The organism is Pontibacillus sp. HN14 (assembly GCF_021129245.1).
Taxonomy (GTDB): domain Bacteria; phylum Bacillota; class Bacilli; order Bacillales; family BH030062; genus Pontibacillus.
Genome location: NZ_JAJOLR010000001.1, coordinates 176,581 through 201,844 on the forward strand (window position 1 = coordinate 176,581; position 25,264 = coordinate 201,844).

Consider the following 25,264-nt stretch of genomic DNA (forward strand, 5'->3'; position numbering starts at 1 on the left):
GGGGAAGTTCTCTATTCAAAAAAGCCAGGGCAGGACCCTGGCTTAAGTTACATAATAGCATTATAAAGCTCCCTGGCGGCTTTTGTAGCATCATCATAAGCTGTAATCGAAGAGATGAAAGAGCCTCCGTCTGCTCCTGCTTCTACAACTTCTTTCAGATTAGAAGCGTTGATTCCTCCAATCGCCACAACCGGGAAGGTCTTCACGTTGTTCCGAATCTCCCTTAAACCGTCTAACCCAATCGGTGATTTCGCATCTTTCTTCGTAGAAGTCTGATAGATTGGACCGACACCCAGGTAATCGATCGATAGAAGAGGGGCACTTATCGCTTCCTGAACCGAAGTAACAGAAAGGCCGACCCACATATCTTTACACCTCTCTATAACCTCATGGATATCCATAACATCTTGACCAACGTGGATCCCATCAGCGTCTAACGTAAGAGCAAGCTCTACATCATCGTTGACGATAAAAGGAATCCCATTTTCCAGGCAGATCCTTCTCAAATCTTGCGCTAATTTTACTTTTGCTGCTCCTGATGCGCATCCTGGACCTTTTTCACGAAATTGAAAGCAGGTGATTCCACCCTTAATGGCATCTTGTAAAATCATCCGTGGGTCCCGTGTAGCGTCTTGACTACCCATAATGAAGTAGAGCTTTAAATCTTCTTTCTTCATCGGACTAGTCTCTTTTCGACATCCTCAGGAGTAATCGCATATAACGCATCAAGAAAATAAGGATGAAGCGTTCCAGGGCCTTTCACCTGTGGGTGTTCTGCGGCCATTTCACTTGCGACGGTATACGTTCTAATCGCTTCTGTTGCCTTTTCAATTGCTGGGCCTTCAAGGGTGAGGAAGGCAGTCAGCACAGAACTAAACAAGCATCCTGTACCTGTCACGGACCCAAGGAGAGGTGTCCCGTTTCGGCATACCACCGTTTCATCCTCAGAAGCAATCACGTCCGTTTCGCCAGTCAGCACAATAAGGGTACGGAAGGTGGCTGCAGCTTTTTGTGCGAGGCTTACGACATCTCCATTGCCTCTAGCGTCTACACCTCGTGATGCCCACTGTTCATCACCGATTAATGCGGCAATCTCACCTGCATTTCCGCGGATCGCTGTAATATCAAGTTCTTCAAGAAGTTTATGACATGTTTCAAGGCGATACGAGGTAGCGCCAGCAGCTACTGGGTCAAGGACAACCGGAATTCCTTTTTTATTTGCGGCTTTTCCTGCAAGAAACATCGCTTCAACGTCGCTTGAAGTAAGGGTACCGATGTTTAAAAGAACCCCGTTTGTGATGGTTGCCATATCAGAAACTTCATCTAATGCTTTTGACATAACAGGCGCTGCCCCAATGGCATATAACCCATTAGCAGTAAAGTTCATCACCACTTCATTCGTCAGATTATGAATGAGTGGCGTCGTTTCCCTCAGTTTTTGTAAATAAGACATTACACATATTCTCCTTTCCGAATGGTTTCTTTATAAGCCCAGTGGTTTGTAGGGCCCTGGCCTTGACCGATCTCAAGCGTATGGTGGATGGCAAGCGTGATGAAGGACTTCGCTGTTTTAACGGCTTCCTTCAGACTTTCCCCTTTTGCGAGCTCAGCTGTGATGGCCGCAGCAAAGGTGCACCCTGTCCCGTGGGTATGCTTTGTCTCAAAGCGGGGGGATGTAAACGTTTCGAACCTCGTCCCGTCGTAGAAGAGATCAGTCGCTTCTCCGTTCAAATGCCCCCCTTTAATCACAACCGCAGAAGAGCCAAATTCATGCACGATTCTCTTCGCTGCCTCTTTCCGGTCTTCCTCAGATTTCACGCTATTCCCGGTTAATGCTTCCGCTTCAGGGATGTTTGGCGTAACGATTGTTGCGAGGGGAAGCAATTGATCCCGCATGGTTTGAAGCGCTTTGTCATCCACTAGTGCATCACCGCTTTGAGCGATCATAACAGGATCCACACAAAGGGGGAGGTGAAGGGGGCGTAAATGATTGGCTATCGTTTCAATCATCTTGGCATTTGCAATCATCCCTGTTTTGACAGCTTGCACAGGCATGTCGTCTGTGACAGCTTCAAGCTGTTGCTTGATAAAATCTGCTTCTAAATGACGAACCCCTCTAACGCCCATCGTGTTTTGGGCAACGACTGAAGTGATCACAGACATGCCATACACATCTAGTTCCTGAAATGTTTTCAGATCGGCCTGTATGCCAGCACCACCGCTTGGATCTGTGCCGGCAATCGTTAGAGCTCCTTTTACGCTACGCATGACGGGTCACCTCTTTAATAGCAGATGTCGGCCACGTTTCCTGGCGGTAGGCCATTTCCCAAAACGCCCATTCCAATTGACAGCTCTTAATAAAGGCATCTTTCATCGCTTTCTTCTCCCTTGGTGAAGCAGTTTCTGCCCAAGCGTCTAATTTACTGCGCAGTTGGTTTGTCGTATCTTGGATTTCATCGTTTACATAAAACGTAATCCATTCATAGAACGGGTGCTCCGGTGTTGGCTGAACGTGATCCATCAGGTAATGTCCAATTTCAAGGTACGTCCAAGGGCATGGAAGGAGCACTGCCAGAATCTCACCAAGTGTTCCTTCATGGGCAGTCGTTTTCATATGTTTAATATAATGATCAGCCGTAGGAGGCAGAGGGTATCCTTGTAAATCTTCATAGGGCGTGTTGATATATGTGCAAAGATTATGGTGTGGATGGATTTCGCTATGAAGGACAAATTCAATATTTTCTTTGAAAAACGCAATGTCCTCCTTGTCCGTGCACTTCGAGATCGCAGTGCCGTACACATTCATGAAGGCATGAAGGTATTCTGCATCTGCCTTAACATAGTGAGCGACAGCTTCTTTTGGCAAGTTGCCTTCTCCGATTCCTTTTACGAACGGATGGTTGAAAATTGCTTCGAAAATAGGGTGTGCGTCGTGACGAAGTTGTTCAGTAAATGACATGATTGTTCCTCCTGGTTTTTTATTTATAGGAAGTGAACCAGGTAGTGAGGAGGGAGGGGGTTGGGGGATAAATATAAAAAAACCGCTCCTTAGAACTGGAGCGGTTTTTGGGTTTACGAAAGTATAGATTAAGAGAGTACAACAAATGGACGCTCTCAAAATCATATATAGATAAATCCAACCGACTCCACTTCCCTTCGCTGGTACTAACCAGATCAGGTTCAAAGGGACCAAGGATGACTCCTTATCTCAGCCAAAAAAATGGGCGCCCCTAGTGGACTTCCTATATTGTACCGTTACCTTAACATAGGTTTCCTTGGATTGTCTACTGTGATAGAAATTGGTAGGGGGAGATTCAGAAATGTTTCCGTTAATGTAATTGAGAGTAAGGTGGTCCGTGAAACTACTCCCTTTCCGCGGGCGAGCTGTCGAGCCTCCTCCATCACTTCGTTCAGTCCGGGGTCTCGTCGACCTCTTTCTCCCACAGGAGTCTCGCAGTTTCACGGACCACCTTTACGAAAAAAAAGAAGAACGGAAACATGCCTTAATGGGAGAGGGGGAAGTAAAACCAGCGAACCAATACTTAATACTGATATAACTGAAAAGAAACATACATTCACAAAGAACGACCATTCATAAAAAAGATTTGCAAAGGTGGAAGTTTGTGTTAATCTGATTAACAAAGTTTAATACATTATGAAACTACTAGGGGAGCCTGAATGGGCTGAGAGGAGAGCAAGCGAGCTTTCTGACTCTTACGAACCTGATCTGGGTCATACCAGCGGAGGGAAGTAGTCAGGCGACACGTCTGTATACTCTACCATTCGAAGTCAGGTCTATTATAGATCTGGCTTTTTTGTTTCCCCTTGTCAGAAAGGGAGAGAAATGGATGAACAAAACAAGAATGATCACGACCATGGCTATCTTTGTTGCGATTGGAACACTAGGGGCACAAATGTTATGGTTTCCGGCTGGAGTAGCTAAAGCCTACCCTGTCCAACACGTTGTCAATGTGCTAGCTGCGGTAACGCTTGGACCTATACCGGCCGTAGCGATTGCGTTTATGATTGGCGTTTTACGTGTTCTCTTAGGACTCGGGACACTCCTTGCTTTTCCAGGAGGAATGATCGGTGCCTTCTTGGCAGGTATTTTATATAAGGTCTCGAAGAAAAAAGGGTTGGCCGTACTAGGCGAAGTAGTGGGCTCAGGTGTGATCGGGGCGCTCTTTGCCGTTCTGTATGCCAAAGTAGTTATGGGGACTTCTGTTGGAGCTCTTGCGTTTTTACCACCGTTTTTCGTAAGCAGTCTTTCAGGGGCTTTTCTTGGGTGGTTTGTGCTTTCGAGAGTAGGGGAGCGGTTGAGTATACGGAGAGCTTAATGGTTACCATGGATAGATCTATAACCTTTTACATGGGGTGAAGCTTCAAAAAGGAAGAGAAGAGCTTGATCTGTGACCTTTTTTGTGGAATTAGTACTTAAAAGGGAAGAGAGGGGAAGAATCTATGCCCTTTTGACGAAGTGTGACTCATGAAAGGTAACGGATAGAGGGAATCTGTGACCTTTTATGGTGAAAAGCTCTTCAAAAGGTTACAGATCAACATAGGCCTGTCACGACTTCACTAAAAATGAGCCCATACCAATAAGGCATGGGCTCTTTCCCTTGTTTCCTAGATCTCATCGCCGGTTCAGTCCAGTCTATACGGTGCTGACCGGGCGCTTCCGCTTTTGTTCATCCAGCTCCAGCGCCCAGCACCTAGTAGACTTCCCTCACCTCTGGTCGATCAGTCAACATCGATTCGCCGGTGGCTCACCGTGTTTCCTAGATCTCATCGCCGGTTCAGTCCAGTCTATACGGCGCTAACCGGGCGCTTCCGCTTTTGTTATAGCTTTCAAGATGCTACAAAAGGGGAGCTTTTGTGAGCGTTTGGCACAGGGCTTGGTTCAGGTTGTTGGCTCAGTTCCTGAATCATCGGTAATCGGGCGAGGTCCATGTTGCCTCCACTTACGATAATGCCTGTTTGATTCGAATGGATGTGAGAGCCGTGGGCAAGTAACGCTGCAAGTGCAGAGGCTCCGGCTCCTTCTACAAGGGACTTGTTTCGCTCGAGCATCGTCACGATGGCATCGGCGATGTGTGTTTCAGATACGGTTACGATCTCATCAACATATTTCTTGATGAGTGGGAACGTGTTTTCTCCAGGTTTCTTCACGGCGATTCCATCTGCAATGGTGGAAACACTTTTTAAGGTGGAAGGGCCTTGTTTGTAATACTGATTGTACATGGCACTTGCGCCTCTAGACTGTACGCCGATAATTTTGATTGACGGCTTAACAGATTTTGCTGCTACAGCCACGCCACTAATCAGTCCACCACCTCCAATTGGGACAATTAGCGTATCAAGGGATGGATTTTGTTCAAGCATTTCAAGAGCAATCGTACCCTGACCGGCCATCACGTCATAATCATCGAAAGGATGAATAAAGACGCTGCCATTCTGGCGTTGGTCCTCACAAGCAGCCTCGAAGGACTCTTGGAAGGATTCGCCGGTTAAGACAATTTCTGCTCCGTAGCTTTCTGTTGCCCTCACTTTAGCCTGGGGTGTCCCTTCAGGCATAAAGATTTTTGCTTTAATCCCGCGTTTAGAGGCAGCTAAGGCGACACCTTGTGCATGATTTCCTGCAGAGGCAGCGATGACACCACGCTTTGCTTCCTCGTTTGTTAATTGAGAAACTTTAAAGCTAGCCCCTCGAACTTTAAATGCGCCTGTTTTTTGCATGTTTTCCATCTTGAAATAGACTTGTTTTCCTGTTCGTTCGTTGATTGATGTTGATGTGGTTAAGGGGGTGCGGTGGACCACGTCTTTAAGATGTTCCATCGCCTCCGTGATTTTGGTTCCTGTTAAGCAATTCCCAATGTCTTCACACTCCTACTTTGTTAGATTCATATTGCTTGATCTTATTTTCATGGGTGAGGGTGACGGAAATGTCATCCCACCCATTGATCAACATTTCTTTTTGGTACTCATTGACTTCAAACGACGTCTTAAATCCTTCATTGTCGTAAATAACCTGATTTTCAAGGTCAGCGGTCAAATGGTACGTTTCATTTTCTGCTTTTTGAATGAGCTGTTTAATCTCTTCTTCTGGAAGTGTGACAGCGAGAATGCCGTTCTTCACACAGTTGTTAAAGAAGATGTCAGCAAAGCTCGGGGCAAGAATGACTTTAAAGCCATAATCTTCAAGCGCCCACGGAGCGTGCTCACGAGATGAGCCACAGCCGAAGTTCTCACCTGCAACTAGAACAGAAGCCCCGTCGTATTTAGGGGAGTTTAGTGTGAAATCAGGCTTCGGTGTGCCATCAGCCTGAAAGCGCCAGTTATAGAAGAGGAACTGGCCGAACCCTTGTCGTTCAATCCGCTTTAAGAATTGCTTCGGTATAATTTGGTCTGTATCGACATTCGATCGGTTTAACGGATAAACCAACCCTTCATGCTTCCGAATCGGTTCCATTGTCTTAATCCCCCTTTATTGCTTTAGCGTGATGAATGGTGTCAGACGCGCTGTGTTGCTTTAGTGCAGTAAATGGTGTCAGGCACCCTTTAGTGCTGTAATGCGTTTGTGAATTGGCGGACGTCTGTGAAGTGGCCTGTGATGGCTGCTGCTGCGGCCATTTCTGGGCTTACCAGGTGAGTGCGTGCGTCGGTTCCTTGTCGTCCTTCGAAGTTACGGTTAGACGTGGAAGCGCAGCGTTCACCTGGTGGGATCACGTCATCATTCATGGCGAGACACATGCTGCAACCGGCATCGCGCCATTCGAATCCGGCTTGTTTAAAGATTACATCCAGTCCTTTAGCTTCAGCTTGTTGCTTAACCGACTGAGAGCCGGGTACAACGATGGCTGTTACGGATGAATGAACCGTTTTGCCGCGCACAATTTCAGCTGCTTTTTCGAGATCACTTAAGCGTGAATTGGTACAAGATCCAATGAAAACGTGTTCGATTGGAATGTCTGAAATCGGCTGATTCGGTTTTAAATCCATGTACTGTAGAGCGTGTTCAATCTCTGAGCGCTCATTGTCTGTTTGAGCTTCAGCTGGATCTGGTACAGATGCTGAAACCGGTAAACACATTCCTGGGTTTGTTCCCCATGTCACCTGTGGTTCGATTTCAGAGGCATCAATTTCAAGGGTATGGTCATAAGTGGCTCCTTCATCTGTTGCAAGGGCCTTCCATGCTGCTGCAGCTTCTTCAAAAGCCTGGCCATCTGGCACGTGGCGTTTGCCTCGAAGGTACTCAACTGTCGTGTCATCCGGGCTGATTAATCCAGCTCTGGCACCGGCTTCAATGGACATGTTACAGACGGTCATTCGTTGTTCCATCGAAAGGGAGCGAATGGCTTCACCTGTATATTCAATCACATATCCAGTGCCAAAGCGGACGCCGTATTTTCCAATCACAGCAAGGATCAGGTCTTTTGCCGTAACCCCTGTGCCAAGTTCTCCGTTCACTTTCACATTTAGTGTCTTCGGAGATGCTTGCCAAAGGGTTTGTGTGGCTAATACGTGTTCCACTTCACTTGTTCCGATACCAAATGCTAAAGCGCCAAAGGCCCCATGCGTGGAAGTGTGGCTATCTCCGCAAACGATTGTTTTGCCTGGCTGAGTAAGACCAAGCTCAGGTCCGATTACGTGAACGATGCCCTGGTCCGGGTGATCGATGTCGGCTAATCGAATGCCGAATTCATCGCAGTTTTGTTTTAACGTCTCCATTTGTTTCTTAGAGACAGCATCTTTAATGATGTGACGTTCACGTGTCGGTACGTTATGGTCCATCGTCGCGTATGTGCGTTCAGGGCGACGAACGGAACGACCGTTCATGCGCAGTCCCTCAAACGCTTGAGGTGATGTAACTTCATGGATTAAATGCAGATCGATATAGAGTAAGTCTGGCTTTCCTTTGTTTTGATGGACAACATGTTGATCCCAAATCTTTTCAACGATTGTTTGGGGCTGGGTCATGGTCTCACTCCTTTATGAAAAAATAGGGGAGAGGACGTAATGGAGGGAGTCTCCTTACGTCCAACTCCTTAGACGTAACAGGTCATAATACTATGGGTTGCATCTTGTTCAGTCACTCGCTCTAGTACTAAGCGAGTCATTTCTTTTGTGCCGACTACTTTTCCGCCTTTTACGTCTAAATCGCCTGTGCAGTAGCCATCCTCCAGTACTTGTTGGACCGCTTCTTCAATGACCGCTGCTTCTTGGTCAAGTCCAAATGAATGGCGAAGCATAAGCGCAGTCGAGAGGATCATCGCAAGTGGGTTAGCAACGCCTTTCCCCGCAATGTCTGGTGCTGAGCCGTGTACGGGTTCGTATAACCCCACACCGTCTTCTCTGAGACTAGCAGAAGGGAGCATGCCTAAGGATCCAGTTAATACAGAAGCTTCATCACTCAAAATATCTCCGAACATGTTCTCTGTGACGATAACATCAAACTGTTTAGGGTTTGTAATAAGCTTCATGGCTGCTGCATCAACTAGCAGGTGTTCCACCTCAACATCTGGGTAGTCTGCCTTTTTCTCTTCAACCACTTCGCGCCAGACTTTACTAGATTCTAAGACGTTCGCTTTATCAACACTTGTAAGGTGCTTCCGTCGTAAGCGAGCGCTCTGGAATGCATTATCTACGATTCTCTCAATTTCTTCTCGCTTATAATGGAGCGTGTCGACGACCTCTTTTCCATTCTGTCGACGTTCACTCGGTGTACCGAAATAAAGCCCGCCTGTCAGTTCCCGTACAATCAGTAGGTCACTACCGGCCACAACTTCATGCTTTAGAGGAGACGCGTGAAGGAGTTGATCGAACCCTTTGATCGGACGAAGGTTCGCGAAAAGACCAAGCTGCTTGCGGATGCCAAGGAGTCCTTTTTCCGGGCGAAGGTGAGAAGGATTCTGGTCCCACTTTGGTCCGCCAACGGCTCCTAGTAAAACAGCATCAGATTGCTGGCAAGCGCGAACGGTATCGTCTGGAAGGGGAGTCCCGTGCTTATCAATGGCAGCTCCGCCAATATCGTGTGTATGATAGGTGAATGTATGGTGGAAACGTTCTGTAACGGACTCTAATACTTTCTTTGCTGATTCGATGACTTCTTGACCAATGCCATCACCAGGCAACAATACGATTTGTTTTTCCAATAGTAGAACCTCCTTATACGGGCGCAGATTGTTTGTTTAGTAGTTGTTGATTCAAAATGACGCGATTGACGGCGTTTAGAAATGCGTTCGCTGATGCTTCAAGAACGTCTTGAGCAGCCCCGCGGCCGCTTGCCGCCGTTCCGTTAACCGTTAGTCTCACATGGACTTCTGCTAGGGCGTCGCGTCCTTCGCCAACTGAACTTAAGCGGTAATCTTCTAAGTGAATATCTTCATGGATCAACGCTTCAAGCGTGTTATAGATGGCTTCAACGCTTCCCTGACCCGTACCGGCGGTTTCAACTCGCGTATACTCAGGCGTAGTCATGGCAACCGTTGCAGTAGGGATATTCGCTGAGCTATATTGAACTTGGAATGCTTCTAATTTATATTTAGCTGCATCCGATGAGTCGGTTTGAACATCAGTGAGAATCGTAAACAAGTCTTCGTCCGTTACGTCTTTCTTACGGTCTGTCAAACTCTTAAAGGCTTTAAACGCTTCTTTCAGCTTCTCGTCAGAAAGGTCATAGCCAAGGGACTTCACTTTATCTTCGAAAGCATGGCGGCCTGAATGTTTTCCAAGCACCATGTTGCTAGCTCCAATCCCGACCATTTCCGGTGTGATAATCTCATAGGTAGATGCGTTCTTCATCATGCCATCCTGATGAATGCCAGATTCATGGGCGAATGCATTCTTACCTACGATGGCTTTATTGCCAGGAACGGCCATTCCTGTAAACTTGCTGACGAGGTCACTCGTACGCTTAATTTCATTTAAGACAAGATTTGTAGAATGTTCATAGAAATTGTTGCGAATTTGAAGAGCTACAGCGACTTCTTCAATCGATGCATTTCCTGCACGTTCTCCGATTCCGTTAATCGTTCCTTCAATCTGAGTCGCACCATTTTCAATAGCAGCGAGCGAATTTGCCACCGCCATGCCAAGATCGTCATGACAATGAGCGGAGAGTGAAACCTTTTCAATGTTAGGAACGTTTTCTTTCACATATCGGAAAAGTTCTCCGTATTCGTATGGAGTAGTGTACCCAACGGTATCTGGTAGATTAATAACGGTTGCTCCGGCGTCGATGACCTGCTCGATAATTCGAACAAGGAAATCACGATCAGATCGGCACGCATCCTCAGCTGACCATTCTACTTGAGGGAATCGTTCTCTTGCGTAGCGCACCATTTCAACAGCGGTTTCAATGACTTCGTCTGGCGTTTTCTTAAGCTTATGTGTCATGTGAATAGGGGAGGTGGCTAAGAAAACGTGAAGACGAGGTTCTGATGCGTCTTTTAACGCCTCCCAGGCTGTATCAATATCTGATTTCTTCGCACGAGCAAGACCCGTCACTGAGCTGTTCTTAACTGTTCTAGCAATCTCTTGAACCGATTCAAACTCATTTTGGGAGGAAGCGGGGAAGCCCGCTTCCATAATATCTACACCCAGTTTTTCAAGTTGCTTGGCGATCTCTAGTTTCTCTAGTTTGTTCAAATTGACTCCAGGGGACTGTTCACCATCTCTTAGTGTTGTATCAAAGACGTTAACGTGCGCCATTTGCGACCACTTCCTTTTCTTTTTTAGATTTGGCCTGCTCTTTAACAAAAGGCATTAACTCACGTAACTCCTTTCCAACCTGTTCAATTTGATGTTGGTTTTCTTTTACATTGATCGCGTTGAATTGAGGACGGTTTACCTGGTTCTCTAAAATCCATCCTTTAGCAAATTCGCCGGTTTGAATATCCGTCAGAACGTCTTTCATGCGAGCTTTCGTATCTTCGTTCACCACGCGAGGGCCTGAGACGAAGTCACCCCATTGTGCTGTATCGGAGATGGAGTAACGCATGCCTTCAAGACCACCTTCATACATAAGGTCAACGATTAGCTTAAGCTCGTGCATACATTCGAAGTATGCCACTTCCGGCTGGTAGCCTGCTTCTGTTAACGTTTCAAAACCAGCTTTTACAAGGCTAGTAAGGCCACCGCAAAGGACCGCTTGCTCACCGAATAGATCCGTTTCTGTTTCTTCCTGGAAGCTTGTTTGAAGAACACCTGCACGCCCAGCGCCAATCCCTTTTGCATACGCTTGAGCAAGTTTCTCAGCCTGACCGGTGTGATCTTGGTAAACACCGTATAGGGCAGGGACCCCAGCACCTTCTTCAAATGTGCGTCTCACAAGATGACCTGGTCCTTTTGGTGCGACAAGGAACACATCCACGTCTTCTGGAGGTACCACTTGGTTGAAATGAACGTTAAAACCGTGGGCGAACACAAGAGCATTTCCTGCGTCCAGATTTGGTTTGATCTCTTCTTCGTATACTGAAGGTTGATGTTCATCAGGTAGAAGCACCATCACAACATCGGCTTCCTTAACAGCGTCAGCAACGCGTTTTACTTTAACGCCGTCTTGTTCTGCTTTCTCCCAAGACTTACCTGGGCGAAGACCAACGACTACGTCAAATCCGCTTTCTTTAAGGTTTTGAGCGTGAGCATGACCTTGAGAGCCATAACCTACGACTGCTACCTTTTTGCTTTTTAAAACCTCTTCGTTAATGTTCTGATTGTAAAGTACTTCTGCCATTTTCAATCCATCCTCTCTGATTTTTGATCTATTGATTGAATATTCAAACTAATGAAGGTGTAAAAATTCCTAAGCCCTTTACTGTAGCAGGGATTGTGGAGTGAACTCTGCGACTTGGGGCTGCTGCCCTCGTAAGAAAGCCGTAAGCCCAGTTCGCGCTAATTCCTTCACACCGTAAGGGCGGAGGAGGTCAATGAGCGCTTCCACTTTATCTGATTTTCCAGTAACCTGAACCGTCATGCTTTCTTTACTGACGTCGATGACGGTGGCACGGAAAGGTTCAATAATCGTTTGGATTTCGTTGCGGGTTTGAATGGTGCTGCCTACTTTAATTAACGCAAGCTCCCGAGCTACGATCGCTTTATCGGTAATGTCTGATACCTTTAGCACATCGATTTGTTTGTTCAGCTGCTTCGTTAATTGTTCAAGCTTTTGGCTATCCTCGACATCCACAACAAATGTCATTTTCGATATGCCTTCAGTTTCCGTACGACCAACGGAAATGCTTTCGATATTAAATTGTCGTTTGTGGAGGAGCCCCGTCACACGGTTTAAAACGCCGCTTCTGTTTTGGACGGTTGCTGTAATGATCCGTTTCATCGTTTCACCCCAATCATTTCGTGTAGCCCTTTTCCTGGGGCGATCATTGGATAGACATTTTCTTGCTGTAGAACGCGGCAGTCCATCAGTACGGGACCATCGTAATCAAACACATCAGCCAAGATTTGAGACAATTCGTCTTGTGACTGGACAAGTTCTCCTCGAATGCCGTAACTTTCAGCAAGTTTCACAAAGTCTGGCTGTGATTGAAGGAGGGATTGAGAGAATCGCTCTTCATAAAATTTCTCTTGCCACTGACGAACCATGCCGAGTGCACCGTTGTTTACGATAATAATTTTGACGGGTAGGTTCTGTTCTTTTAAGACAGACAGCTCTTGCAGTGTCATTTGGAATCCGCCATCTCCGACAATCGCAACAACAGGTTCGTCAGGGGAGGCGATTTGGGCGCCGATTGCAGCGGGGAAGCCAAAGCCCATTGTGCCAAGACCACCTGATGTGACCCAGCGATTCGGTTTGTTAAAGGAATAATACTGTGCGGCCCACATTTGGTGTTGCCCCACATCTGTTGTGACGATCGCGTTTCCTTCTGTAACTCTATGAAGAGCTGAGATGAGCCATTGTGGCACCATTTCTTCTTCAGGATTATCGAACCAAAGAGGGAAGTTCGCTTTGTTTCCGGATACCTCTTTTAGCCAATCTCCGTGATTCTTCATCTCCACGTCCATCTTCTCAAGTTCCATCAGGGCTTTCTTCGCATCTGCCACGATAGGAATGTGCGTTTTCACGTTTTTCCCGATCTCAGCAGGATCGATATCCACGTGAGCCACTGTTGCTTTTGGAGCAAAGTGATTTAAATTTCCGGTCAGGCGGTCATCAAACCTGGCACCGACATTAATGAGAAGGTCGCAATCGTAAAGCGCCATATTAGCGGAATACGTTCCGTGCATCCCAGCCATCCCAAGGCTTAATTCGTTCTCACCAGGGAAGCTGCCAAGTCCCAAAAGGGTAGTGGTTACAGGAAGGGCATGCTTCTCAGCAAAATTCTTCAATTCTTCCGATGCCCCCGCGTGAATAACACCTGCTCCAGCAAGAATGACTGGTTTTTTAGCATGGGCCAACGCTTCTTTTAATTTCGTTAGCTGAAGTGGATTCGGTTTGACCGTCGGCTGATATCCTTGCAGGAAGAAGGTCGTATCATAAGACTCTTCTGCCGTGCTTGATGAGATATCTTTTGGAATATCGACGACAACAGGACCAGGTCGACCAGTAGAAGCAATATGGAACGCTTCTTTCACAATACGAGGGAGGTCGCTTAAAGATTGAACCTGGTAGTTGTGTTTTGTAATTGGAGTGGTAATCCCCATAACGTCTGCTTCCTGGAAAGCATCTGTTCCAATTACTCCGCTGCCTACTTGACCTGTGAACACGACGAGTGGGAGAGAATCCATCATCGCATCAGCGATCCCGGTAATTAAGTTGGTAGCTCCTGGTCCAGAAGTGGCGATGACAACGCCAGGTTTGCCTGAAACGCGAGCGTAGCCTTCAGCTGCATGGATCGAACCTTGTTCGTGGCGGGAGAGAATATGATTAAATGCATCTCCTGCTCGGTATATCGCATCATAAATTGGTAAAACGGCCCCTCCCGGATACCCAAATAACGTATCAACACCTACTTGTACGAGTGTGTCAACGAGAAGGTCTGCTCCAGTTTTTGGAGCGGCTGCAAAAGACTCAGTTGGTTGCTGTGCCTGCTGTTTTGCTTCTACCTTCACCTGTAATCCCTCCATTTCATGTGATCTTGTTTATTCAAACTAGCTTAGCTAGTGATTCACTTTTTTCCATAATAAAAACCATCCCACCCCATATAAACTTCACGTGTTGTGAAGAGTTAGGGGCGAAATGGTTCTTTTCGCGGTACCACCCTGATTTCGCAGCTGTGTAACGTGCTGCCTTACGAGACGTAGAACAAGAGGATGTTCTTCGTCTCTTTCGATAACAGGTGCTCATTGTACACCTGACTTGAGCCTACTAAACTGGGTCGTTCAGCCAAGCACTCAGGGAGGATGTCAGAGTAAGGTGTATTTCCGGGCTTCCAGCAACCCCGGCTCTCTGTGAATACAGGTTCTTACTCCTTTATTCCCGTCGCAGATTTGTCGATATCCACTTTTTATACTTTCATGATTCCGCCTGTATTTGCGGAAGTAACGAGCTTCTGGTATTTGGCAAGGTAGCCACGACCATCGATTTTACTAGGGGGCTTTTCCCATGCCGCTCTTCGTTCTTCTAACACATCGTCTTCTACAAAAAGTTTAATCGTTCTTGCTTCGAGGTCAATCTGAATTGGATCCCCGTCAGCGACTAAGCCGATCGGACCACCTTCAGCAGCTTCAGGTGAAACGTGACCGATTGATATACCGCGCGTTGCGCCTGAAAAGCGTCCGTCTGTAATTAAAGCGACATCTTTATCTAAGCCTCGACCCGCAATGGCTGAGGTAGGGGCAAGCATCTCTGGCATGCCAGGTCCGCCTTTTGGCCCTTCATATCGAATGACGACCACGTGACCTGCTTGGACCGTTCCGTCATCAATTCCAGCCTGCGCTTCATCTTGTGAGTTAAAGACGATCGCTTTCCCGTTAAACTGCTTAATGGAAGGATCAACGGCACCAACTTTAATGACGCCACCATCAGGGGCAAGATTTCCGTAGAGGATCGATAAGCCTCCGACTGGGCTATACGGGTTCTCTTTTTCCCTAATAACATCTTTATTTAAGATCTCAGCGTCTTTTACGTTTTCGTAAACGGATTTTCCGGTAATGGTAACCCGGTCGCGATCAATCAATCCTTCAATCTGACACAGTTCACGGATGATGGCACTGAGGCCACCTGCATTGTGAACGTCTTGCATAGAGTAATCTGATGCTGGGCTAATCTTGGCCAAATATGGCGTTTTCTCGGCTATGCTATTCACTCGGCTCAAATCATAATCAACGCCTGCTTCATGGGCGATGGCTAGTGTGTGAAGGACTGTGTTTGTAGAACCTCCCATTGCCATATCCAATGCAAACGCATCGTCGAACGCTTTCTCTGTCGCGATATCTCTTGGACGAATGTCCTTCTTCACTAGGTCTACTAAATGATGCGCTGCCTCTTTAATAAGACGATGACGCTCATCTGATGTGGCTACAATTGTAGCGTTACCAGGTACCGTTACACCTAGCATTTCCATCAGAGAGTTCATGGAATTGGCGGTAAACATGCCTGAGCATGATCCGCAAGTCGGGCAGGCAGATGTTTCTAACTCGGCTAACTCAGCTTGGCTCATCTTTCCTTGGTTGTAGGCTCCAACGCCTTCGAAAACCGATACAAGAGAGAGGGGATCACCACTTGAAGATACCCCGGCTTCCATCGGTCCACCTGTTACGAAAACAGAAGGAACGTTCGTGCGCATGGATGCCATCAGCATTCCAGGTGTGATCTTGTCACAGTTTGGAATGAAGAACACTCCATCAAACCAGTGAGCATTAATGACGGTTTCAGCACTATCGGCAATAATCTCACGGCTTGGAAGGGAGTAACGCATTCCAATGTGTCCCATGGCGATACCATCATCAACACCGATCGTGTTAAATTCAAATGGAATACCACCAGCTTCTCGAATGGCTTCTTTTACAACCTCTGCGAATTTATTTAAGTGTTTGTGCCCTGGAATGATATCAATATAAGAGTTACAAACACCGATAAATGGTTTCTCAAGATCTCTTGTGTGCACCCCGGCTGCATGTAATAAAGAGCGGTGGGGAGCGCGGTCGATTCCAACTTTGATCATGTCACTTCTCATGATGGGTACCTCCTAACTAACAGCTACATCTTTTTTATTCTCTGGATAACACTGAACACCGTCACGTACGACAAGTTCACGGAATAATTGGAGCATGTGGTTGGTGACTTCACCAGGCAATCCGTTCCCAATCTGTCGTTTGTCGACGTCCACAACAGCGATTACCTCAGCAGCTGTTCCTGTTAAGAAGACCTCATCAGCCACATAAACATCGTGGCGTGTGAAAGGTTCTTGTTTGAGTTCATATCCATGTTCCTCGGCAAGGTCGATAATCGCATTTCGCGTTACACCTTCTAAAGCTCCGAGATAAACAGGTGGGGTATAGATCGTGCCGTTTTTCACAATAAAGATATTATCGGCTGATCCTTCTGTTACGTAACCTTGGTCGTTTAGCATAAGAGCTTCGTCTACACCGGCTTGGTTCGCTTCTAATTTCACTAGGATATTATTTAAGTAATTCAATGATTTTACTTGTGGACTTAGTACGTCTGGTCGATTGCGTCTAGAAGCAACGGATCCAAGGCGTAAACCTCGTTCATATAATTCCTTAGGGAAAAGCGCGAGTGCTTCTGCGATGATCACAACGCGTGGTGTAGGGCAGCTTGCTGGATCTAAGCCAAGGTTGCCAGGTCCGCGTGATACAACAACTCGGATATACGCGTCAGACAATTCGTTTTGACGGATTGTATCGACAATGACTTGCTTAAATTCCTCCTTTTCGTATGGTAACTCAAGCAAGATTGACTTCGCGGAGTCATAAAGGCGGTTCACGTGTTCGTCGAGTTTGAAGATGTTGCCGCTATAGGCTCTAATCCCTTCGAACACCCCGTCTCCATATAAAAATCCATGGTCGTAGACTGAAACGACCGCCTCTTCTTTTTTAACAAATTGGCCGTTTAGGAAAATCCATTGACTGCTCATACTTACACTCCTTCCCTTTAATGTATTAATGCTTAAACTCAGTAAAGTATGAATGGTGAAAATATAGCCCGATTGCTTCATCGAATTTTTTAAATTGAAACAAGGGGCAATAGGTTCATGAATCACTCGAGAAAATGTTGATCTGTTTTTCAATGAATGATTTAAATTATGGATAATCATAAGCCGAAAATAAGGCAAGGTCAACAGCTATTTACCAACTTTTCTGACAAGTGTGATAAATCAGATTATTAGAAAACGCTTACATCGTTGAGAGCGTTGAGCTTGGGAAAAACGAGAAGAAATCGAGAAAATAAAGAAAAAAAGTAAGAGGGTTTTTCTGGGGATTTGGCTTGTGTGGAGGGAGTATAAAACGGTGTTGAAGTAAAGATTTTATTTCTTTTTTTCTTATTTTTTTAGTGGGGTGTCGAAAGTGGGGTTTGGGTGTAGAAAGCGAGGGTGGAGTGTAGAAAGGAGCAGCGGAATGAAGAAAGAGAGAGGCGGAATGAAGAAAGGTAGCTGAGGACTGAAGAAAGCGAGGGTGGAGTGAATAAAGCTGATCTGAACTGTAGAAAGGAGCAGCGGAATGAAGAAAGACAGCCTGGAGTGTCGAAAGCAGCTCGTGAATGTGTAAAGTGGAGTTGGAATGAAGAAAGAGAGAGGTGGAATGAAGAAAAGTAGCTGAGGACTGAAGAAAGCGAGGGTGGAGTGAATAAAGCGGACCGAAATTGTAGAAAGGGGCAGCGGTATGTAGAATGACAACCTGGAATGCCGAAAGCAGCTCTCGAGTGTGTAAAGCGCATTCGAACTGTAGTAATAGAGCCGTGCACTGAAGAAAGGTTACCCAGCAGTGTAGAAACAGACGTCTAAGTGTCTAAAACGCACTCGAAATGCAGAAAAGAATCCAAGCAAATAAAGATCCAAAGTCATTTAATACAGTTATTTCTTACAAAAACCCTTCTTTCCACTTCTTATTCACGAAAAATGTAGATAGCACTGCCTTGTAACGGCTATAATAGAACAAGTAACCGTAAGAGCGGTAGAGTAGAAAGGATTTGTATAATGGAACAACAATCACCATTTTTTGAAAGCTTGAAACCTTTCATAAAGGATGCATGGAACAAAGCAGGGTTTTCTCGAGCCACTGCCGTTCAGAACGAAACAGCGCCTTTAATTGTGGAAGGTAAAGATGTCATAGCAGAAGCACCAACAGGGAGTGGGAAGACGTTAGCCTATCTATTGCCTGTTTTACAAAAGATTGATCCAGAGGCTAAGCAGGCTCAAGTCGTCATTTTAGCTTCCTCGCAAGAACTTGTGATGCAGATTTTCGATGAAGTACGAAAGTGGACGGAAGGAAGTGGCATCAAAAGTACATCCCTGATCGGGGGTGCGAATGTGAAGCGTCAGCTCGAGAAACTGAAAAAGAAACCTCATATCATTGTTGGGACACCTGGGCGTGTTAATGAGCTGATTGAGAAGAAGAAGCTGAAAATGCATGAAGTGAAAACAATCGTCCTAGATGAAGGAGATCAGCTGCTCGTACCAGAACATATGAAAACGATCCGTAGCATTATTAAGCCGACGCTTAAAGAACGCCAGCTGCTTGTTTTCTCGGCTACCCTTTCTGAAACAGCGGTAGAAGATGCTCGTAGCCTTATGCAAGAACCTGAAGTGCTGAAGGTTGAAGATAAAGAAACAGAACAGCCAGAGGTAGATCATTATTACATCGTAAGTGAAGGCCGCAAGAAAGCAGACACTCTTCGTAAACTTGTTTATTTAAAAGGGTTCAAAGGTCTTGCGTTCATGCGGGACATTGGGAACTTAACGGTGTTTGCTGAGAAGCTTGATTATCGCGGGGTTGATGTAGGTACCCTTCACGGGGATACGAAGAAGCAACAACGTGCGCAGGTTCTAAAGAAATTCCGTCGAAATGAATACAGACTCGTACTAGCAACAGATGTTGCTGCCCGTGGAATTGATTTACCTGATATTAATTATATTATCAACGTGGATCCTCCAAAAGAAACGGAGTACACTCACCGTGCAGGTCGGACTGGACGCCTTGGTTCTTCAGAGGGTACAGTTATTACGATTGTAACTCCTGACGAAGAGAAGAAAATGAAAAAGCTAGCCAAAGACCTTAACCTCAACATTAAGAAAACAGATATTTACAAAGGTCAACTAAAATAAACAAGAACCGCATGGGCTAACCTAAGCCATGCGGTTCTTTCATGTGTTAAAGCGTGCCAGACACCTATCAGTGCTGTAGAGTACTAAAGCGTGTCAGACACGCATCAATTCTTTAAAGCGCTAAAACGAGTTTAGGATTCTAAGTTCGTATAGGCTTCGTCGTAGCGCTGGGCGAGGTCGAAGTCTCTGGCGGATAGGCCTTTGACGTCGTGGGATGTAAGAGAAACGGTTACCTTCCCATAATCGACTCCAATGTAAGGATGGTGGTCTTTTTCTTCAGCGATTGCGGCTAATTTGTTCACAAACTGAATGCCATCTAAGTATTCGTTAAACGTAAAGGTTCTTTCGATTGAACCGTCTTTCCGTTCCCATTCAGGCACATCCTGTAGGGAGTGTTGAATTTCTTCTTCTGTATATGCTGCCATTATTAATCACCTGCTTTTGTATAGTAATATAATGATAGACCTTACTCCAGATTGATTTAGGAGCTTCTTTATCTTTTTACCTTTTTAGTCTTTCCTTTAAACGTTTTGTCATGTTATCATCACATCCTTTGGGAAATCTCTCACCCAAAGCCCATTTATGCATATTATTAGGATTATCTTGCTGTGATATGGGTAACGATAAGAAGAAGATTTATTTTTCAGGAGAGGTGAAACAGAAACAATGAGGCTTTTTACAAAAGAAGACATTAAAGCCGACAACGGACACTATGAGATTTTTCTGACGATCAACAAGCAACAATTGCTTAAGCACATTGATGATGAAATGCCAGCTTTTATTAAGAAACAAGCCATTGATCATATACAGGCAAGGTACGATCATGTTCCAATTCGAGTGGTTCGCATCATGATTGGTTCAATGCTCTACTTTTCATTTGCTGTCAACCAAAAGAAACAATTAAGTCCACTTACGTAAAAAAAGGCGTCTCCTTTATAAAAAGGGAGGCGCCTTTTTAAATAATTTGAAACACCAGCACAGCACACTGGTACCCGAAATAAATGCCAAAACCAATTAAAACAAGACTTGCGATAATACAAATGCTTCGCATAACAGCTTGGTTCATCAGTATACGACTGAAATGCACGGTTAAGGCGAGATTTAGATTCCAAAGCCCAATTCCCACAAACACTAAACTACTTGTAAGGAAGGCTTGGAGCTGATTGTCCTGTTGGAAACTAGAGCTTAGTACAGACCCATAAATACTAATCCAAAATAATAAATTCATTGGATTCGTTCCGGCTATGGTTAATCCTGTAATATACGATCTCCGTCTGACTTGAACCGATTGGCGATGAACGCTCTCTTTTGCTTCGTTTGGGACAACGCTTGCAAATAAATTGACCCAGCCAGAGTGGATCAGAATAAAACAACCCAGTCCCATTAAGGTAATCTTGACCCAAACCATCGTTAAAACCTGTGATAGCCCAAAGAACATTGCAGCCATCAATAAAAGATCAGAGCTCATCCCGCCAAGCCCGACTAAAAAAGCGGGCCAGAATCCATAAAGCAAACCTCGCTTCACAATTTCAATGTTGATGGGGCCAATAGGCGCCGCAATCGATAATCCCAGAATAATGGAACTAATCATGGTAGGAAACATAACGATACCCTTTCATTTAGCTTGTCTTTATTAGTAAATGAAAGGGGGAGTGAATTCAGAACATCGATTTATTGGTAACGCTCGAACGGGAAGATACTGGTATGGAGATTTTTTGAGAAGTACGCTACGGGTTTTCGGTCAAACACAGAAGAAGGGAGAAAATCTGTCAGGTCATTTATAGGCATCTCCACTTCAGCCTTCTGCAACTGCCAGTTTTGATGAAAAATCGGACCCTTATAGATTCGTTTCCCACGGTTCACCCAAAGGGCATAGCGTTCTGTGAGCCAATACATTAAAGACCCGGGTTGAGTTCTGAGTACTGGAGATACAGGCTTGTAGCGAGCATGAAAATGAGCCGGAGGGTATCCAGTATGGGTTCTGCGGCTTAGGAAATGGTACGTGCCATCTTGCTGATCGAGAGACATCCTAGCCGTTACGTAATTTAAGCCAAACACATACCTGGCTATGCCAACGCCTATGAGGTGATTTGCATCTAACGTATAAAAATAAACGCCAGGTTCGCCATTATAGGTTACATAGGTTCTGACGTTAAGTTCAAGTAACTGATTAAAACCAGGGACTGGTGGAAGTCCTCTTAGCTGGATGTTTTTCATTTGGAAGGGGACGATGGCAATCCAAGCCCAGCCTTCGTATGTATCGATATCGAAACAATCTGGCACATGTGGCCTAAGATCGTCGACTTTAACGGGCCAATGGATAAATATCAGGTCATTCCAATCTTGTTTCATAATCCACGATTTTTTCAAAGCATCACGCCTCCTTGATCGTTCTATGTATACCCATAGATGGGGAGGACCATGCATAAGAGTGTTTTTAGAGCGGCAGGAGGGAGAAGGTTCTCATACTATATTACATATGGTAAGGTAGTGGTATGTAATATTTTCCATTAAAGCTTAAGTGGACTTTTGCTAAACATGGGGGTGGGGAAGATAATCAGTTTTTATCTAATCAATATGGTGGCCGCGCTTGGTATCATACTAGGTGTTGTAGGAATTGTCCTTATGCTAATTCGAAGAGTCACACAACCTCGTAAAGAACTACAGGAGAAAGTGGATCATCTTGAACGTGAAGTAAGTGTATTACAACTTGAATTAAGGAAGGATCCTTAAACGTTCATTCATTCTCCATCAAAAAAAGAAGAACTTCCTTAAGAGGAAGTTCTTTTGCTGTTTAACAGGGTTATTTTAGGAGCTTTAAGAGCTCTTCATTACATTTTTCGCGCTCATCGTAAACAAGGCCATGTCCGCTAATTTCAAATGAAACGAACGTGGAGTCCTTAATTTCATTGTGTAAAATTTCGGAGAAGGCATAATCACAAATGTTGTCATCCTCACCGTGCATGATAAGGGTTGGCACGTTTACGTACTCTAACACGTGCCTGAGGTCTTCATCTCTTAAGGATTTGGCTGTCTCTATCGTTGCATGGGAACTGGCTTCTAATCCTAAATGGAAGAACCATTCGTCAAATGGTGCTGAGGTTGCTTTATGAAAGAAGTTACCGCCAAAGTCTTTTAAGGCTTTTGGTCGATCATTTTGGAAAGCATTGATCAGACCGTCTACTTCTTCTTGCGGCATACCGTGCTGGAATCCGTCCCGAGCCGTGAAGCTAGGGGCAGCGGCTCCGATTAGAATAAGCTGGGCTAGTTGATCGTTGGCGTGTTTCGTTGCGTATTGGATGCTAATTGGTCCGCCCATGGAAAAGCCGGCCAGGAAGAAGTTTTTAAGTTCTAACGTTTCCACAACCACTTTTATATCGTGAGCGAGTGTATCGTAGTCATAGCCAAATGCCGGTTTATCAGATTGTCCAAATCCACGCAGATCAATGCCGATAAAGCGGTAGCCTTTCTGTGGAAGTTCATTCATTTGGTATTCAAACATCTTATGATTTAAAGGCCATCCGTGGATGAAGACGATGGGCTGTCCTTCGCCAATATCTTCTACAAAAAGCTTTACTCCAGATTCTACTTCAATAAAATGTGACATCCTAACACTCCTTTTAGTTGCATAGCTAGTGAACTATTTCCCTCATAATGGAAGGATAAACCCGTGGATGAGTGACCGGGAAGGATGCTTTAATGAGAGATAAAGTGGTTGGGGAAATAAAAAATACGCCCTGATTAAGGGCGTATCAAAAGATTATTCTTTATCGAACCAAAGAAGTTCTTGGTCATCGACGAATCCGTTATAGTTAATGAGAATTTCCTCACCAGCTTTAATATCCGTGTAAGCGTAAAACTCGAACGTATCGTTATCAAAATTAATGACGTAATTTGAATTCGGTTGATACGAGTGGTTAAACAGCATTCCGTACCCTAAAAGAAGGGCCGTGTGATTCGCTCCATATTCAAAGGCATAGTCAGCCAGGAGCGTTTTCTCAATATGCTCATGGTCTTCATTTGGATAAGGTATGACCGGGGCTTCGTGGATTAGTTCACGCTTCTCAATATCACGCGTAGCGAAAACGCCTCTGTTATACTCTCCATCAGAGAGACTTGATGTCTTAATTTCAATCATGTGTATCACCACGCATTCTAATAAACTATACCCAGTCTGACACGTCTCACCCAAAAAAACAACCCCGCCCTTTACCGCAGTGAAAGAATAAAGCGTGCCAGACACCCTTTTGCGCTGTGAAGTACAGCTGGGTGTCAGACACGCTTTCGTGCTGTAAAGACTTGCAGGGTGTCAGACACCGTGGTTTAGTCTTTGAAGATACCAAATGGCTTTCCTACTGGTAAGGTTACGCGGCCGAAGTGTGTGTTTAAGACACTTGCAGCGGAACCGTAGAAGCTTAAGAGGGCGATGCAGAATTCTGCAATCGCTGCTAGGGTGTGCATCCCTTCAGGCATAATGCCTAGAGTAGAGAAAGATAGTCCAATAAATAAGAAATCAATAAAGACGAAGATAAAGAACAAGACTTTATGAGTTTCCATAGCGCCAATCGTCATAAAGACACTAAAGATTAAGTATCCAATGTAAGCCATCCCTAGCTGATTAGGGTCTACCGCTGCCGCTGCTGCTTCGCCGAAAACGCCAAAATCAATTAACCACGAAGTTCCCACACCAAGCCAGAATAAGCCAAAAGCTCCAAAAGCAGTGGTTCCGAATGTATTGTTGTGTTTAGCATCCAGAGAACTCGCGATGAGCTGTGCGATCCCTCCTAAGAATATGGCCCATGGCAAGACAAATGAGACGCCGTCAGTCCAGCCTAATTTAGCGGATGATGCGACAAGCGTTACCATGGCAAGGCCAAACAGCCCGATAGCAGATGGATCGGCCGTTGCTACTTGGACCTTTTGCGTTGTTTGTTGTTCATTCATGATGATACCTCCTATTAAACATACTTAGCTAATTTACATAAAAATGAGGTGCTATGCAATAGATTTTCTCATGTAAGCGTCATTTTCATTGTTCGCTCTCATTGAACGTAAAAAGAGCTTGCGTAATGCCTGTTAAAAATTTTGGAGTGAGATTAATTGAGTTAGAGGGGAATCCATAGGTGAAAAAGAAACTATTCATTAAGTACAATTTCTAGTATAGAGGGGGATGGATATGAAGAGGTGGAACGTCTGGTGGATTGGCATCGTGCTCTTATTAAGTGGATGTGGCTCGGCTTCTATTCCGAATGGTTCCGATGAGGAAGGTGACTCAAATGATTATTACGAATCTGCTGAAGGCTTGGAAGGAGAATCTTTAAAAGAAGAGCTTCACAGGATTATTGATGATCATAAGGAATTATCCTATGACGACGTGTGGGATGCGCTTCGTCAAACCGATGAAGACCCGGGGAATGCAAGCAACGTCTTGCTCCTGTACAAAGGAGCCTCTATTTCAAAAAATGAAAACGGCGGCCTTGTGGATGAGTGGAACCGCGAGCACGTCTGGGCTAAATCTCACGGTGACTTCGGAACCCGTAGAGGTGCAGGGACCGATCTGCATCACTTACGCCCTACGGATGTTTCTGTTAATTCGACCAGGGGCAACTTGGATTTTGACAATGGTGGCTCATTGCATTCAGAAGCCCCGGATACCTATTACGATTCAGATTCATGGGAGCCGCGTGATGAAGTGAAAGGGGACGTGGCTCGAATGATCTTTTATATGGCAGTACGCTATGAAGGAGACAGCGGTGAATTGGACTTAGAGATAGCGGATGCCGTTGGTACAAGCGGGCCAACGCTCGGGAAGCTCTCGACCTTGAAAGAATGGCATGAAAGTGATCCAGTAGATTCATTTGAACAAAATCGAAACGAAATCATTTTTTCAGCCTATCAAGGAAATCGAAATCCCTTTATTGACCACCCAGAATACGTAGAGTTGATTTGGTGAGTGACGATCAAGAAAAGTAGGTCCCTGAAAAGACGAACATTTTAGTTTTGGTAATAAAAAACATTCGTGA

General features: G+C 45.2%; 25 protein-coding genes, 1 pseudogene and 2 riboswitches. Of the genes and pseudogenes, 6 read left to right on the forward strand and 20 right to left on the reverse strand.

Annotation, left to right across the window (positions count from 1 at the left end):
• Positions 1-47: 47 nt before the first annotated feature.
• Genes thiE through tenA form a run of 4 tightly spaced genes read right to left on the reverse strand, consistent with a single transcriptional unit; the run spans position 48 to position 2,959 of the window.
• A complete protein-coding gene (gene thiE, locus LQ226_RS00865) occupies positions 48-677 on the reverse strand; it encodes a thiamine phosphate synthase (RefSeq protein WP_231415861.1) in 630 nt (209 codons plus the stop codon).
• The gene (thiM, locus tag LQ226_RS00870) at positions 674-1,453 is read right to left on the reverse strand and encodes a hydroxyethylthiazole kinase (protein WP_231415863.1); all 780 of its coding nucleotides are present in this window, start codon (positions 1,451-1,453) and stop codon (positions 674-676) included. The genes thiE and thiM overlap by 4 nt, the downstream gene beginning before the upstream one ends.
• Positions 1,453-2,268 (reverse strand): bifunctional hydroxymethylpyrimidine kinase/phosphomethylpyrimidine kinase, encoded by an 816-nt coding sequence (gene thiD, locus LQ226_RS00875; protein ID WP_231415864.1) that lies wholly within the window; start codon positions 2,266-2,268, stop codon positions 1,453-1,455. Before thiD ends, thiM begins: the two co-directional genes overlap by 1 nt.
• Positions 2,261-2,959 carry a thiaminase II gene (tenA, locus tag LQ226_RS00880; RefSeq protein WP_231415866.1) on the reverse strand — a complete coding sequence of 233 codons (699 nt, stop codon included), beginning with the start codon at positions 2,957-2,959 and terminating at the stop codon, positions 2,261-2,263. The genes thiD and tenA overlap by 8 nt, the downstream gene beginning before the upstream one ends.
• Before the next feature lie 175 nt (positions 2,960-3,134).
• A riboswitch (TPP riboswitch) is annotated at positions 3,135-3,242 on the reverse strand.
• A gap of 414 nt (positions 3,243-3,656) precedes the next feature.
• Positions 3,657-3,766, forward strand: a riboswitch (TPP riboswitch).
• Positions 3,767-3,848: 82 nt separating this feature from the next.
• On the opposite strand from tenA, the gene thiW reads away from it, so the two are divergent.
• Positions 3,849-4,337, forward strand: a complete 489-nt coding sequence (gene thiW / locus LQ226_RS00885; protein WP_231415869.1) for an energy coupling factor transporter S component ThiW — start codon at positions 3,849-3,851, stop codon at positions 4,335-4,337.
• A gap of 511 nt (positions 4,338-4,848) precedes the next feature.
• Here the strand turns inward: thiW and ilvA are convergent.
• The 10 genes from ilvA to ilvE form a co-directional block, all read right to left on the reverse strand.
• Positions 4,849-5,835 carry a threonine ammonia-lyase gene (ilvA, locus tag LQ226_RS00890; RefSeq protein ID WP_231415871.1) on the reverse strand — a complete coding sequence of 329 codons (987 nt, stop codon included), beginning with the start codon at positions 5,833-5,835 and terminating at the stop codon, positions 4,849-4,851.
• Between the two features lie 43 nt (positions 5,836-5,878).
• Positions 5,879-6,469 (reverse strand): 3-isopropylmalate dehydratase small subunit, encoded by a 591-nt coding sequence (gene leuD, locus LQ226_RS00895; protein WP_231415872.1) that lies wholly within the window; start codon positions 6,467-6,469, stop codon positions 5,879-5,881.
• A gap of 89 nt (positions 6,470-6,558) precedes the next feature.
• Positions 6,559-7,977, reverse strand: a complete 1,419-nt coding sequence (gene leuC / locus LQ226_RS00900; RefSeq protein WP_231415874.1) for a 3-isopropylmalate dehydratase large subunit — start codon at positions 7,975-7,977, stop codon at positions 6,559-6,561.
• A gap of 68 nt (positions 7,978-8,045) precedes the next feature.
• A complete protein-coding gene (gene leuB / locus LQ226_RS00905; RefSeq protein WP_231415877.1) occupies positions 8,046-9,152 on the reverse strand; it encodes a 3-isopropylmalate dehydrogenase in 1,107 nt (368 codons plus the stop codon).
• 13 nt (positions 9,153-9,165) lie between these two features.
• Positions 9,166-10,710, reverse strand: a complete 1,545-nt coding sequence (locus tag LQ226_RS00910) for a 2-isopropylmalate synthase (RefSeq protein WP_231415878.1) — start codon at positions 10,708-10,710, stop codon at positions 9,166-9,168.
• Complete coding sequence (gene ilvC, locus LQ226_RS00915) at positions 10,697-11,734, reverse strand: ketol-acid reductoisomerase (RefSeq protein WP_231415880.1); 1,038 nt, start codon at positions 11,732-11,734, stop codon at positions 10,697-10,699. The genes LQ226_RS00910 and ilvC overlap by 14 nt, the downstream gene beginning before the upstream one ends.
• A 78-nt stretch (positions 11,735-11,812) precedes the next feature.
• Positions 11,813-12,334 (reverse strand): acetolactate synthase small subunit, encoded by a 522-nt coding sequence (gene ilvN, locus LQ226_RS00920; RefSeq protein ID WP_231415882.1) that lies wholly within the window; start codon positions 12,332-12,334, stop codon positions 11,813-11,815.
• On the reverse strand, positions 12,331-14,067 hold the full coding sequence (ilvB, locus tag LQ226_RS00925; RefSeq protein WP_231415883.1) for a biosynthetic-type acetolactate synthase large subunit: 1,737 nt from the start codon (positions 14,065-14,067) through the stop codon (positions 12,331-12,333). The genes ilvN and ilvB overlap by 4 nt, the downstream gene beginning before the upstream one ends.
• Before the next feature lie 395 nt (positions 14,068-14,462).
• Positions 14,463-16,133 (reverse strand): dihydroxy-acid dehydratase, encoded by a 1,671-nt coding sequence (ilvD, locus tag LQ226_RS00930; protein ID WP_231415885.1) that lies wholly within the window; start codon positions 16,131-16,133, stop codon positions 14,463-14,465.
• A gap of 12 nt (positions 16,134-16,145) precedes the next feature.
• Positions 16,146-17,054 carry a branched-chain-amino-acid transaminase gene (ilvE, locus tag LQ226_RS00935; protein ID WP_231415886.1) on the reverse strand — a complete coding sequence of 303 codons (909 nt, stop codon included), beginning with the start codon at positions 17,052-17,054 and terminating at the stop codon, positions 16,146-16,148.
• 543 nt (positions 17,055-17,597) lie between these two features.
• On the opposite strand from ilvE, the gene LQ226_RS20880 reads away from it, so the two are divergent.
• Together LQ226_RS20880 and LQ226_RS00940 are read left to right on the forward strand one after the other, a co-directional pair.
• A complete protein-coding gene (locus LQ226_RS20880) occupies positions 17,598-17,732 on the forward strand; it encodes a hypothetical protein (RefSeq protein WP_255686752.1) in 135 nt (44 codons plus the stop codon).
• 381 nt (positions 17,733-18,113) lie between these two features.
• Positions 18,114-19,241 (forward strand): DEAD/DEAH box helicase, encoded by a 1,128-nt coding sequence (locus LQ226_RS00940; protein WP_231415888.1) that lies wholly within the window; start codon positions 18,114-18,116, stop codon positions 19,239-19,241.
• 131 nt (positions 19,242-19,372) lie between these two features.
• Here LQ226_RS00940 and LQ226_RS00945 read toward each other — a convergent pair whose 3' ends face one another.
• Entirely contained in the window at positions 19,373-19,666 is a 294-nt protein-coding gene (locus tag LQ226_RS00945) for a 4a-hydroxytetrahydrobiopterin dehydratase (protein WP_231415890.1), read from the reverse strand.
• A gap of 241 nt (positions 19,667-19,907) precedes the next feature.
• Here LQ226_RS00945 and LQ226_RS00950 point away from each other — a divergent pair, with 241 nt between their 5' ends.
• A complete protein-coding gene (locus tag LQ226_RS00950; RefSeq protein WP_231415891.1) occupies positions 19,908-20,159 on the forward strand; it encodes a hypothetical protein in 252 nt (83 codons plus the stop codon).
• Positions 20,160-20,196: 37 nt separating this feature from the next.
• Here LQ226_RS00950 and LQ226_RS00955 read toward each other — a convergent pair whose 3' ends face one another.
• Together LQ226_RS00955 and LQ226_RS00960 are read right to left on the reverse strand one after the other, a co-directional pair.
• Positions 20,197-20,832 (reverse strand): LysE family transporter, encoded by a 636-nt coding sequence (locus LQ226_RS00955; RefSeq protein WP_231415892.1) that lies wholly within the window; start codon positions 20,830-20,832, stop codon positions 20,197-20,199.
• An 80-nt stretch (positions 20,833-20,912) separates the two neighbouring features.
• Positions 20,913-21,611 (reverse strand): YqjF family protein, encoded by a 699-nt coding sequence (locus LQ226_RS00960; RefSeq protein ID WP_231415894.1) that lies wholly within the window; start codon positions 21,609-21,611, stop codon positions 20,913-20,915.
• A 174-nt stretch (positions 21,612-21,785) separates the two neighbouring features.
• Between LQ226_RS00960 and LQ226_RS00965 the strand changes: the two genes are divergently transcribed.
• Positions 21,786-21,974 carry a hypothetical protein gene (locus LQ226_RS00965; RefSeq protein WP_231415895.1) on the forward strand — a complete coding sequence of 63 codons (189 nt, stop codon included), beginning with the start codon at positions 21,786-21,788 and terminating at the stop codon, positions 21,972-21,974.
• Between the two features lie 70 nt (positions 21,975-22,044).
• On the opposite strand, the gene LQ226_RS00970 is transcribed toward LQ226_RS00965, so the two are convergent.
• From LQ226_RS00970 to LQ226_RS00980, 3 genes are all read right to left on the reverse strand, one after another.
• Positions 22,045-22,848: an alpha/beta fold hydrolase gene (locus LQ226_RS00970; protein ID WP_231415897.1), complete on the reverse strand. Its 804-nt coding sequence runs from the start codon at positions 22,846-22,848 to the stop codon at positions 22,045-22,047.
• A gap of 153 nt (positions 22,849-23,001) precedes the next feature.
• A complete protein-coding gene (locus tag LQ226_RS00975) occupies positions 23,002-23,379 on the reverse strand; it encodes an SET domain-containing protein (protein WP_036781392.1) in 378 nt (125 codons plus the stop codon).
• A 185-nt stretch (positions 23,380-23,564) separates the two neighbouring features.
• Positions 23,565-24,185, reverse strand: coding sequence for an acetate uptake transporter (locus LQ226_RS00980; protein ID WP_231415899.1), 621 nt, complete (start codon positions 24,183-24,185; stop codon positions 23,565-23,567).
• 337 nt (positions 24,186-24,522) lie between these two features.
• On the opposite strand from LQ226_RS00980, the pseudogene LQ226_RS00985 reads away from it, so the two are divergent.
• A pseudogene (locus LQ226_RS00985) lies at positions 24,523-25,194 on the forward strand (endonuclease I family protein); the annotation flags it as partial.
• Positions 25,195-25,264: the final 70 nt, after the last annotated feature.